The organism is Prochlorococcus sp. MIT 0603 (assembly GCF_000760215.1).
In the GTDB taxonomy this organism is placed as follows: Bacteria; Cyanobacteriota; Cyanobacteriia; order PCC-6307; family Cyanobiaceae; genus Prochlorococcus_E.
The window spans coordinates 550,375-561,984 of the sequence record NZ_JNAW01000002.1; the positions used below are offsets into that span (position 1 = coordinate 550,375).

The 11,610-nt window shown below is 32.6% G+C and carries 13 protein-coding genes and 1 other RNA gene; 6 read left to right on the forward strand and 8 right to left on the reverse strand.

Annotation, left to right across the window (positions count from 1 at the left end; genetic code table 11):
• Window positions 1-289: 289 nt before the first annotated feature.
• A complete protein-coding gene (locus EV07_RS04705) occupies window positions 290-529 on the reverse strand; it encodes a hypothetical protein (RefSeq protein ID WP_036917785.1) in 240 nt (79 codons plus the stop codon).
• A 293-nt stretch (window positions 530-822) separates the two neighbouring features.
• Between EV07_RS04705 and EV07_RS09850 the strand changes: the two genes are divergently transcribed.
• Window positions 823-978 (forward strand): hypothetical protein, encoded by a 156-nt coding sequence (locus tag EV07_RS09850; protein ID WP_193742710.1) that lies wholly within the window; start codon window positions 823-825, stop codon window positions 976-978.
• A 592-nt stretch (window positions 979-1,570) separates the two neighbouring features.
• Complete coding sequence (petP, locus tag EV07_RS04720) at window positions 1,571-1,798, forward strand: cytochrome b6-f complex subunit PetP (protein WP_036917792.1); 228 nt, start codon at window positions 1,571-1,573, stop codon at window positions 1,796-1,798.
• Between the two features lie 464 nt (window positions 1,799-2,262).
• Here the strand turns inward: petP and EV07_RS09855 are convergent, their stop codons facing one another.
• Window positions 2,263-2,400, reverse strand: coding sequence for a hypothetical protein (locus EV07_RS09855; protein WP_193742711.1), 138 nt, complete (start codon window positions 2,398-2,400; stop codon window positions 2,263-2,265).
• Between the two features lie 198 nt (window positions 2,401-2,598).
• Window positions 2,599-3,039, reverse strand: coding sequence for a DoxX family membrane protein (locus EV07_RS04730; RefSeq protein ID WP_052043885.1), 441 nt, complete (start codon window positions 3,037-3,039; stop codon window positions 2,599-2,601).
• Window positions 3,040-3,297: 258 nt separating this feature from the next.
• Between EV07_RS04730 and EV07_RS04735 the strand changes: the two genes are divergently transcribed.
• Window positions 3,298-3,516, forward strand: a complete 219-nt coding sequence (locus EV07_RS04735) for a TIGR02450 family Trp-rich protein (RefSeq protein ID WP_036917797.1) — start codon at window positions 3,298-3,300, stop codon at window positions 3,514-3,516.
• A 487-nt stretch (window positions 3,517-4,003) separates the two neighbouring features.
• Here the strand turns inward: EV07_RS04735 and ssrS are convergent.
• Window positions 4,004-4,182: non-coding RNA, 6S RNA (gene ssrS / locus EV07_RS09395), on the reverse strand.
• Between the two features lie 21 nt (window positions 4,183-4,203).
• The gene (locus EV07_RS04740) at window positions 4,204-5,370 is read right to left on the reverse strand and encodes a 5-(carboxyamino)imidazole ribonucleotide synthase (protein ID WP_072013321.1); all 1,167 of its coding nucleotides are present in this window, start codon (window positions 5,368-5,370) and stop codon (window positions 4,204-4,206) included.
• Window positions 5,371-5,450: 80 nt separating this feature from the next.
• Between EV07_RS04740 and aroB the strand changes: the two genes are divergently transcribed.
• The gene (aroB, locus tag EV07_RS04745; protein WP_036917799.1) at window positions 5,451-6,560 is read left to right on the forward strand and encodes a 3-dehydroquinate synthase; all 1,110 of its coding nucleotides are present in this window, start codon (window positions 5,451-5,453) and stop codon (window positions 6,558-6,560) included.
• 8 nt (window positions 6,561-6,568) lie between these two features.
• Here aroB and EV07_RS04750 read toward each other — a convergent pair whose 3' ends face one another.
• Entirely contained in the window at window positions 6,569-7,777 is a 1,209-nt protein-coding gene (locus EV07_RS04750; RefSeq protein WP_036917801.1) for a class I SAM-dependent methyltransferase, read from the reverse strand.
• Between the two features lie 31 nt (window positions 7,778-7,808).
• Between EV07_RS04750 and EV07_RS04755 the strand changes: the two genes are divergently transcribed.
• The gene (locus tag EV07_RS04755) at window positions 7,809-8,606 is read left to right on the forward strand and encodes a TPM domain-containing protein (protein WP_036917803.1); all 798 of its coding nucleotides are present in this window, start codon (window positions 7,809-7,811) and stop codon (window positions 8,604-8,606) included.
• Between the two features lie 34 nt (window positions 8,607-8,640).
• Here the strand turns inward: EV07_RS04755 and EV07_RS04760 are convergent, their stop codons facing one another.
• Together EV07_RS04760 and EV07_RS04765 are read right to left on the reverse strand one after the other, a co-directional pair.
• Window positions 8,641-9,711 (reverse strand): hypothetical protein, encoded by a 1,071-nt coding sequence (locus tag EV07_RS04760; protein ID WP_036917805.1) that lies wholly within the window; start codon window positions 9,709-9,711, stop codon window positions 8,641-8,643.
• A gap of 11 nt (window positions 9,712-9,722) precedes the next feature.
• Window positions 9,723-10,589: a TIGR04168 family protein gene (locus EV07_RS04765; RefSeq protein ID WP_342626385.1), complete on the reverse strand. Its 867-nt coding sequence runs from the start codon at window positions 10,587-10,589 to the stop codon at window positions 9,723-9,725.
• Between the two features lie 55 nt (window positions 10,590-10,644).
• On the opposite strand from EV07_RS04765, the gene nadA reads away from it, so the two are divergent.
• Window positions 10,645-11,589, forward strand: a complete 945-nt coding sequence (gene nadA / locus EV07_RS04770; protein WP_193742722.1) for a quinolinate synthase NadA — start codon at window positions 10,645-10,647, stop codon at window positions 11,587-11,589.
• Window positions 11,590-11,610: the final 21 nt, after the last annotated feature.

The window sequence follows — 11,610 nt, forward strand, 5'->3', positions numbered from 1 at the left end:
AATTACTCTGGAGGCGTCATGTGACAATGACATAAGTGGTTAAATTACAGGTGAGATTCTTTAGCTTAACATCTCTTTCATAGCAAGCATTCTCAGAGCTAGCTGAAAAACGCTCCTAAAATATATGTCCATGTATTGGAAATGAGGTGAAACATTTAGCACAATAAATGTCCGGAATTGTGGAAAAACCTCTGATTATTAAATTTAGTTGATCAATTACTAATATAGTGCCTGCGCTAAATATTTAGGTCAGAGCCATCAATAAATCTAGCTGGAATTACGAAAAAGATCATTCCTTAAGAATAAACCCTTTATCTAGTAGTTCCTGGTATAAATATCTTGCTTGAAAAGTAAATACTTGTTCCTCTTTTTCACCTCTTCTGATATGAAAATAATTATTATCTAACTGATTGCGGCTGAAGATAACCTCAATAATACCCTTTTGCATTATCCATTCAGGGTCATTGGTATGTGTTTGATCTGGTCCACCATCCCATGGTGCTACTTCAGCATATTTTACTTTTTTCATGTTTTTACGTTAGCTTGTTTACTTATAATATAGATCATAATAGTTAAATAGCCCACGAGAATCAAAACCTATGCGCTAAGACTGATAGCAGTTGATAAACTATGCCTTTATAAAATCAGACATTCCTTTAATAGATTCATATGAGCTTCTAACTAAGCGGAATGGATGCTATTCTTATTTCATTCCATATTGATAGGTATATCTACCTAAATGAATCATTTTCTATGGATTGCAGCATTTAGCTATTGCATTTAATGAATTAAGTAGCATATTAAAAGAAATTAATTATTTTAATGACCACTCTTGAAAAAATAGAAATAGCTGAAAATAGAATTAAGGAATTGCAATTGCTGATTAATCATTGGAAAATAACCAGCAATTCAGTTGACCAGAACTTAGTATTATACCCTAAGCATAAATCCCATACAACTAATTTGAAAGCTGCATAAGATTTTCCTCAACAATTTATACTCTTATTCAACTAATGAGATTAAATAAATTCACTATACTAATTACTGATATTAATTCATTTTTAGTTAAAAATACCTTATTTCACAACTACCTTTTTAGAATCATAATAATTGCTCTTTTCTTATATATTATGTTACCTATTAGATCTGAATATAAAAGTAAAAATACCTGCATAAATATAGCTTCAAGACAGTTATCAAGAAAGCTCCCAGAATCATATGTAAAAGAAGCTGGAATTGGAAAAAAAGAACTTTCTAAAATGCTAGCCTATCAAATATGTACTCACCGTAATGATAATTAAATATTTGCTTGACTTTCAATAAATGATCAATATGATAATTATATTCTTTTTACAGCATTATGCTATTAAATATACTCCAGAATATCTCTAAGATTTTCAACCCTAGAAAAATTAATACAATATCAGCTAAATCAATTTGCTCACAAGATTTGTTAACTCAACCTAAAGTTCTTTATGCAGATGGTATTGATTATCTTAGTCTTAGAGCAAAAGGTACTTTGCAATTACAAAATAGCTGATTTAGACTCTAATTTATTAGGTATACTCAATTGATCAAGGATACATCAACACTTACAGAAGGACAGGTTCTTAAAGTAGATCTAACCAACTTAAACGATCGCTTGCCTAAAAAACTCATTCATATGCTAAAAAAAGATCCAATAGGTAAGTTAATAGGATATAAGATGGTAGATGGCAATCAATTCGGATTTGTATTAAAGTTAAATATAGGTATTATACAATGGTTCTTCGCAGATGAAATATCAAAAGTTGATTAAAACTACTCAAACATAGTCTATCATCTTACTATACATATCATGCTAGATAATATTCAATTTAAAAAGTATATAGATAATATATTAGTTGTTAATTTATTTCTTATTATCATTGGCTCTATCTTTTTTATATCATCTATAATAATGAATTTAAATGGATATCCTCAGGCATTACGTATATTCCAAAAACTATGGTTTCCAGTTTTTATTCCTTCCCTAAGCATATTCTTTACAAGTATAACAGTCGAATTATTAGTCAAACAAATTAAAGGATTAAAAGATAACTAATGTTAATTCAGTTCTTTAGCAATCACACTTTATTCTTTATACTAGTTTTGACATTATTGACTATTTATTACTCAAGTAAAATAAATAAGTAGCTGAAATCAATATTTCAAACGGGTGTTTACATAATATTATCTATTGTTAATTCGTAGAGAGCGATATCATATAACTTAATTAAATCATTAAGCTGCTTTATCTATAATATATGTTTCTTCCATTAAAGGCTTTAGTGCTTTAATGAGTTCTTCTTCTGAATTAAAGCCTAATGCTTCAACAGTTTGAGTGCCAAGTGAGGCTAGGTCTTGTGTTTTGTCTTCCATTTTTTTAACATAGTAACAAATCTCAGAATATGCTTATTTTATATTGAAATTCTCATAATCTCTGTAGGTATTACATGTGTAGCTTGCTGGTAAGTATTAAGTAGTATAAGTCTATTAAGAGATCTTATGTATATTGACTTGAAATATTACCTGGATGCTAGTCATAAGCTTAATCATTTATAGATATAAAGAAAGATACTAACGGAATAGATTAATAATAGAAAGTTTAGCCAACTGAATAAATTGCTCTACAGATAAAGAGCCAATTGTTTTAGTTTGATTTAATGACATTGATAATGATAAAAGCAGGCCACCTAACAATCCAATACTTATAAAAAATCTTTGTGGTGCAAATGGATATAAGTAAAATGTAAAAATAGATAAGGTCAAATAAACTATAAGGATTAGAGATCCTAATCTCTGCTTTTTGCTTGAAAGGAGTAAAATTGATCCTATTCCTAATGATGCAATGCCTAATGACAACAAGATATGTGCAAAATATGACGGTATGTCCTTTTGGACAATATCATTCAAAAGATACTGATATCGACTAATTTTATTTGGTATTGCTACAACAAAGGTTGTTGATAGAAAAGCTCTTCCAATGAAAGAAAATAACCTTGATGCCCTATCAGTCATCAAAACATTAAATAGGATATATTCTCGATCTTAGCCAATGTTTAGTAATAATCACTGAATATTCACTTTATATATATCTATATATGTATAATCTTGGCCACGGGGAATTCACTACTTTCTAAGTTTATTCAGCAAGATAAAGAATTTAACGATTTAAATTAAACTAATTGTCATTCCACAAACATGGTTTATAATAAGTGAATAAAAAAAATACCCTTGTAGTTTCGGCTACTAGAATCAAACCAAATAATAAAATAAATGAGATGGCCACCAAACAAAGCCTGGACTTCTAGTTCACCAATTAAAGGCTACAGACATTTTGAAGTTACAGAATATGGTGGGAAAGGAGAGGATAGATGGGTCATTCTTGCAGCAATCCTAGATAAAGACATAAGCTTTAAAGTAGAGTGGTCCGAACTTAAAACTTATGCAAAATGGACAGTTGGATGGGTTCAACTCCCACAGGATGAATTATAATATAATTACTTCAAAGATTTCATTTGGAAAATATTAATACTTATATCATACAATTATAATAAAAGAATTTAATCTATATACCTAGCTATATTAGTCAATTATAATTATTCTGATTTAATTAATATTTAGCAATATACATACATCCTTATTAGGAGACTGACAAAGCTTTTTTTTAAGACCTATTATCATATTAATGTCATTAAATCTTGAATATATTCAACATAATAAATATACCCATTATCTTAATTATAATCTTCCTTTATATCATCGCAAGCAAAAAAAAAGACTCTGCGATTAACGCTGAGCCTGGGTGATGGGGAACCCCCTTTCTAGGTCATATTTGATATTAAATCAAGTCCCATGGATGGTGATTACTATAAGCATGAGGACACTATCAGTGGTGCCATGCTCAATATATTGCTCTGGCTCTGGTTTTCATCATCAAATTAATCAAGAAAATAAAAGACGAATGATCTGATATCAATAGTATTGAACCATCTTGCCGTGTGACCTTAGCGTTCGACCTGGATAAGCCAGAAAAGGAGTCAAAGCAAGGTTCCATTTCCAGTTCAAGACTGGTTTACTTCCCCTATACGACAGTCTCCTTAAGTCGAAAAAGAGTCAGATCAGAGCACTAGAAGATCTTCACCAACAAAATAGTTCAATAATATATTTTAAACATAAAAGTTACGTAATTGGCCATATCGTCCGAATCTGATTGTGTATTTCTCCTGCCTCAATTCTTAGTTGATCCTTATTTGTAGCAGTGAGGAGTTTTGTAACATGGCCAAGTTTGCGTCCGGGATGATTTTTAGTTTTGTTATACCAATGAACACTTAAACCAGGGATATCCTTCAATAATGAAAGCCTTTCAGATAATGATCCGTCATCTTCAAATCCCAATAGATTAACCATGATTGCGCCAGGAGATATTAGTTCTGGTTGTGGCATAGAAATTCCAGAAGCGATTGCAATCTGATGTTGAAACTGATTGCTCTTGCATGCCTCAATTGTAAAATGAGCTGAATTATGAGTTCTCGGAGCAATTTCATTAACAAGTAAGCCTTCATCTCCATAGAAAAATTCTATGGCTAATACGCCATAATAATTGAGTTCTCTAACTAGAGATATAGCTATATTCTTCGCAAAAGAACTTACTTGATGGGCTACATTTGCTGGTGCCATAACCCAATCACATATTTGATTACATTGAAATGTTTCTGTCAATGGAAAAATTTTGACATTTCCCTGTAAATCTCTTGAAATTACCAAGGATAATTCCTTTTCATAATTCACCCATTTCTCTAGAAACCAATCATTAGGATGAACTGATTTTAAAAGCTGCTTTAAATCTGATTCGTTCCTTAGGACTCTTGTACCTTTACCGTCATACCCACCAATGGATGACTTTGCCATGAGTGGGAATGGCCAAAGATTATTATCAATTGATACACTGCCTTCATAAGAAGATAACGGTATCCAATCTGGTCCAGGAATATTTAGTCTGTTAAGAAGCTTGCGTTGGGAAAGTTTGTTTACTAGTGGTTTCATTGAGGACAAATTAGGAATAAATTTGACTCCAACATCCTCAAGGGAAGATAAAGTATCGGTATCTATCCATTCATTCTCAAAAGTTACGCATTTTGTTAACTGAGATAGTTTTCTGGTTCCATTAATATCATTAGTATCTGCAAGTATAAATCCATCAGCATTAGCAACTGCGGGATCTTGCTCAGAACCAGTTTGTACAAGCACTTCAACTGACATTCCCCTCGCTGCTATAGCTAGCATTTGTGCAAGCTGGCCTCCTCCAACCACACCAATACAATGATTCAGCTGATCTTCGTTTTTCAATGAAAACTCCTCTTTAATAAGCTTAACTAAAATGTCCCAAGAAAAATTGGGCTAATTACTGTATTTTCACTATTCATATTGTGTCTCAAGACAACAGCCGAATCAAAGTTGATTTAAAAACCAAACCATATGAAGTGGTTATTGGTTCCAATAATTTGAATTCAATTGGAATAGAATTGGAATATATTGGTGTAAAAAAGGGAACAAGGATATTAGTAGTAACAAATTCTGAAATAGCAAAGCCTTATAGCTCCTTATTTATTCAAAGTCTTAAGAGTGCGGGATATTTACCTTATCTTTTTATTGTTGAAGCTGGAGAAGAGCAAAAGAGAATTAGCACTATTGAGCTTATTCATAATGCTGCATACGAAAATCAAATTGAAAGATCATCCTTAATTATTGCTTTAGGAGGTGGGGTCATAGGAGATATGGCTGGTTTTGCAGCTTCTACATGGCTTAGAGGAATATCTTTTATTCAGGTACCTACAACATTACTTGCAATGGTAGATGCATCTATAGGAGGGAAAACAGGAGTAAACCATCCTCAAGGGAAGAATCTAATTGGGGCATTTCATCAGCCAAGTTTAGTCTTAATTGATATAAACACACTTAAAACTCTTCCAGAAAGGGAGTTCCGATCTGGAATGGCCGAAGTTATTAAGTATGGTGTGATAAAAGATAAAGAATTATTTTGCAAATTAGAACAAATAAATAATCTTCAAAGTTTCAACAGAATAAACAATAAAGATTTACATGAAATTATAACTAGTTCAGCTAAAACTAAAGCTAGAATTGTTGAACTAGACGAGAGAGAAAGTGGTATTAGGGCAATTCTTAATTATGGACATACCTTCGGACATGTTGTAGAAACTCTTTGTGGTTATGGTAATTGGCTACATGGAGAAGCAGTCTCTATTGGGATGATTGCTATAGGCCATCTTGCAATACAAAAAAGTTTTTGGGATGCAAAAAGCTTTATCAGACAAAAAGAATTACTATTAAAGGCTGGATTACCAATAAGTTGGCCAACTATAAACCATCAATCAGTACTTCGATCACTAAAAGGAGATAAAAAGGTAAAAGATGGTAATTTAAGGTTCATTCTTCCTAAAACAATTGGAGAGGCTATAATCTCTAGTGAAATTACTACAAAGGATATAGAAGTATTATTAAAAAAACTAGACAATTAATTATTAAATCAAGGGTCAGAAAGAAATCTAAAAGAAAGAAAATCATTACTGTATGATATTTTATTATTCCTTTTTTTAAAACAAAGCCATTTAAAGTCTCCTAAGCAAGTTGGGTCAACTAATCTAAGTAAGCTCTCTCTCTTTGACAAGGCCAAAGGTAATCTGGCCCCATCATATGACTTTAAATTATCAAGCTCATGTGCTAATCCTAAGGCTAATAGAGCTAAGCCTTGACTTCTACAACCAACAAAATCCCAATTATTTTTATTACTAAATAACTTAGTAGTTTCTAAACATATATGGGAAGTAAGATCACATATGCCAGCATTTTGGAGAATATCAGAGGATGCCATTTGATTACTATATGAAACTAAAGTTCCGTTACTTCTAGATGTTTTATAATAACGATTTGCGTCTAAGGCATAATCTATAATCAACAATGGTCCTTCGATTAGAAATTGAGCAACATCATCAAACCATTTAGCAATATAAGTATGCCATTCCGTAGTCCAATTGTCTTCAGCTGTATCTGGAGGAATCTTTATATTACATACATTTCTTGCAATGTCTATGGATTCTTTTATCGCAGATGGCAATGGAAGAGTTGTAAAATCCAAATGATCTTTACCAGCTTTATTTCGTAAAAGAACACCTTGTAAATAAAGTTTCTTTGAAGACCAAACAACTCTATCGACAGGTAGCGCATCTAGAACTTCATTAGCTATTACTATCCCTCTAATTGGGGACATTTTTAATTCCTCAAAAGTAGTCCATCTTATTTTTGGGAAATCTATATCTGACAGTTTCTGTTTTTGTCGGGTGATCATTTCTTCATTAATCTCTACAAGTACAAGTTCAATTTTCGATTCTAAATAAGAATATTTATCCTTAATTACATTAAGTAAGTGAAAGGAAAGATCACCTTCTCCAGGACCAACATCGACTATTGAAATCTTTGGCCCTGTTTTCATTTTAGTTTCTAGTTCCTCTACCCAATCACTTATTTGTTTTACTAAAAGTTCACAGAAATCTTTTCCTAAAGAAGGAGAGGTTACAAAATCACCACTTGGGCCAATTCTTAATCTACCTGTAGCATATGATCCAGAACCTGGGTGATTTAAGGACCAGTTCATAAAATCAGAAAAAGGTACACAACCTCCTGCTTCTTTAATAAGTTGCGCTAGCCAGTTAGGACAATTCACAAAAGAGCGATTCATCAGCGAGAATAGATAGAACTAATAATTTCTAATGGATAGAAACAGACTAATAAGTTCTCTAAAAAATATTCTTGTGATCCTTTTCGTTTCACTATCACTTTGTTCCCCTGTTATTGCATCTGACAATCATGACTTATTGCCAGATCACCAAACTCCTATTATAGACCTAGCAAAATCATTAAGCGAAACTCAACGAAAAGAGCTTGAAGAATCCTTAAATGATTATGAATCAAAAACAGGTTGGAAAATAAAAGTCTTAACTCAATACGAGAGATCCCCAGGACTCGCAATTAAGGATTTCTGGCAACTTGATGAAACAAGTCTTGTTTTAATTGCCGATCCTAGAGGTGGGAATTTATTAAATTTCAACGTTGGTGATGCTTATTTTGCCTTATTACCAAGGCTTTTTTGGGTTGAACTGCAAACGAGATATGGAAATCAATTTTTTGTAAAAGAGAAAGGCGAAGATGGTGCAATTCTTGAATCTATTGAATCTGTAAGGATATGCCTAGACAAAGGTGGTTGCAATGTAGTACCTGGCCTACCAAAAGAACAATGGATTTGGACATTATCAACATCAATATTAGGTGGGATTATTGCAGGAGTATCTGCTGTACCTAGGCAAGAAAATGTTTCTATTGCCTGGAAATGGCTTGTACTGATGTCACCTTTATGGATAATGCTCTTTGGGATATTTGGAATAGCTCCTGTAATTACAAGAACAAGTGAATTACTTCCTTTATTAAGGAATATAGTATCTTTTCTAGCGTGTTCAATAATCGCATTTTTAATAACTCCTAGACGTCCAACCAACCAAGTTAATGAATAATGAATGATTAATAGTCAAAATAAATAATAAATATTCAAATGAAATCTGATATTATTTTAGAAGACTCCAAAGCCCCAGTTGATGATAGTGGCAATGAATTATTTAGAATACTTTCACTATTTAGTTTCCAATTACCACTTAAAAAATCTTGTTTGGATAAAGATGTACAAGAACTTAGTTTCTTAAGTGAATTAACAAGATAATCAGATTCTATAAAGGAGTCTCTGGTTACATAATAAATATTTAATTTGTAATATAAAGCCTCGCAAAATGTACTAAAGCCAGGTTTGCAAATTATAGAAGAACAATATGGCATTATATCAATAGGTCTATAAATAGATGGGATTAGAGATAAATTTTTAATACCATAGTATTCAGTAGATCTAGTTATATTTGCTTCCATAATTAAGAAATGAAATTCGTTCCATGAAGAAAAATGATTGCTTGGCAAAAAGTAACCCATACCTCCAAAATTTATTAAAATAATGGGTTTATTAATATTAAGTAGAAATGTGCGAAAACTTGAGTCTATTTTTCGATTGTTATTGACAATTAAACCAACTTCTTTTTTAGGAATAGGCCAATTCATACCGAAAGAGAATGGGAGGCTTATTAGCAATGATCCAGTTGAATAACAAGATTTATAAAACTCTATGTGCTCTATAAATCTATTATCATATGCTTTATATATATCATCCCATCCAAAGTTACCAATCCATATTAATGGTGCTGATAATATTTCAGCTAACTTTGAGGCTAAGGGTGGTATATCAGCAAGAACTAAGATAGGTAGTGAAAATTTCTCTATCCAATTTTGTTCTTGTATAATAATATTATTATAACTCTTATTTAATTTATCTATCGATATAAGTGTGGCTTCAATATCTACATTAAGTGCGTTAGTCTGAACGGTACCAATATCCCATTGAACTCTACGATGTATAATTGGAATACCTTTAAAGGCAAGATCTAAAAAGCTAATATCTACATTAGAACTAACTACATAAGTCCAATCAGGTCTTAATTTATATAACTCAGAAAATATCGCAGCTTGTCTTGCTGCATGACCATAACCGTGACTTGAAAGACATAAATAAATAAGCATATTAGTAATTTTCAGTTAAGAAGATCTTCTTTATATGCCAAAGAAAAGTCATCACGGTACCAACGATGGGATGCATGCATGAGTTTTCCGTTAAAAAATTCTACCCAGGAGAAATGTGTCAAAAGGGTTCCATTAGAATCTATGCCTTTTCTTGGGACGCATGCTGCATTTAAATATGCAATTCCTCTTGTGCTATCTATATAAAAGGTATCTCTTATCCCACGTCCTCGCCTTAACTCGTGATGCATATGTCCAAATACGACTAAGTCAACACTTCTCTCTTTTTTTATCTTATCGATAGAAAGTTCTAAGTCCTTATCTCCCCAGTCAATGGAAGGTGCTTTCCAATCTCTACCACATAGACTTGAGACCTCAGAGCCTAAACCAGTAGGTCCTGAATGAGCCAAAATTATCAATGGGAGTTTTGATGGTAACTTTCTACTAGCATTAACAATTATATCCACAGATTCTTCTATAGATATATGCCCATAGACAGATTTAACTTGCTCTGAAAGATAATATCCTCCACCAGCACTGCACGGTCTTGCGCCTACAACAGAAATCAGGAGGTTCTCCCAAGAACAATTGCCCCATCCACAATCCTTGTCTCCAAGCAAGTCAAGTTGGCTTTTTAGTTGATGGCCACTAGTATCTATTCCTTTATCATGATTTCCAAGAATTATGCCTGTTGGTATAGAAAGATCATTGATTATCTTTGCTATGCGAATTTGACCATCATCAAGGTCCCCGACAAATAAGATTGCATCTGGATTTAAAGCATGAACCAATTCATTATCAGTATGAGACCATTCCCCGTGAAGGTCACCAGCAATAGCAATTCGAATAATTGTCAGAGTAAATAGTATATAAAGCTCTATACTGCCTCAAATTGCTGAAAAGAAACTGTTAACAGCTCAAAGCAGCCATCAAAAGATTACAAAGCCATCTCTAGACAAAGATGAAATTGTTGCGCAGATAAAAACACTCTGCGAAAAGAAAAACGCCATAATACTAGCCCATTATTATCAAGAAGACCTTATTCAAGACATAGCTCACTTCATAGGAGATTCTTTAGAGCTATCAAGAAAGGCTGCCAAAACAGATGCAGATGTAATTGTTTTTTGCGGTGTTCATTTCATGGCTGAAACAGCAAAAATAATCTGTCCCGATAAAAAAGTGTTAATTCCAGACTTGGATGCAGGTTGTTCACTTGCCAATGAATGTCCAGGAGATGCTTTCAAAGACTTCATTGAGAAACATCCTGATCATTACGTTATTAGTTACATAAATTGTTCGGCAGCTGTAAAAGCTCAAAGTGATCTCATATGTACTAGTAGTAATGCCGTTGATCTTGTGAAAAAGATACCTAGCGATATCCCTATTTTATTTGCACCAGACAAAAATCTTGGTAAGTGGGTTGAGAAACAAAGTGGTAGAAAGATGACATTATGGCCAGGCTCATGCACGGTACATGAAACATTCAGTGAAGAGGAAATCAACAAACTAAAAATACTTTATCCCGAAGCCGAGGTAATTGCTCATCCAGAATGTAATCAAGAGCTTTTAGAATATGCTGATTTCATAGGTTCTACAAGCAAGCTATTAGCATATGTACAAAATAACCATACTAAAACCTATATTGTACTTACAGAGCCAGGAATAATATATCAAATGCAAAAAAGAGAGCCTGCTAAAACTTTTATTGATGTCCCTAATCTTGATGGTTGTAGTTGCAATATTTGTCCCTACATGCGATTAAATACAATAGAAAAAGTACTCAAGTGTTTGAAATCATTAACACCTGAATTAACATTAGATGAAGATATCAGATTAAAAGCATTAGATCCAATCATGAAAATGTTAGAGCTTAGTAAATAGGGTTTAGCAAAATATCTTATT

Bases quoted from the DNA above. Each gene is read 5' to 3' on its own strand.
- EV07_RS04705 (WP_036917785.1), bottom strand. From the start codon at position 529: ATGAAAAAAGTAAAATATGCTGAAGTAGCACCATGGGATGGTGGACCA.
- EV07_RS09850 (WP_193742710.1), top strand. From the start codon at position 823: ATGACCACTCTTGAAAAAATAGAAATAGCTGAAAATAGAATTAAGGAA.
- EV07_RS09855 (WP_193742711.1), bottom strand. From the start codon at position 2,400: ATGGAAGACAAAACACAAGACCTAGCCTCACTTGGCACTCAAACTGTT.
- EV07_RS04730 (WP_052043885.1), bottom strand. From the start codon at position 3,039: ATGACTGATAGGGCATCAAGGTTATTTTCTTTCATTGGAAGAGCTTTT.
- EV07_RS04735 (WP_036917797.1), top strand. From the start codon at position 3,298: ATGAGATGGCCACCAAACAAAGCCTGGACTTCTAGTTCACCAATTAAA.
- EV07_RS04750 (WP_036917801.1), bottom strand. From the start codon at position 7,777: ATGAATCGCTCTTTTGTGAATTGTCCTAACTGGCTAGCGCAACTTATT.
- EV07_RS04755 (WP_036917803.1), top strand. From the start codon at position 7,809: ATGGATAGAAACAGACTAATAAGTTCTCTAAAAAATATTCTTGTGATC.
- EV07_RS04760 (WP_036917805.1), bottom strand. From the start codon at position 9,711: ATGCTTATTTATTTATGTCTTTCAAGTCACGGTTATGGTCATGCAGCA.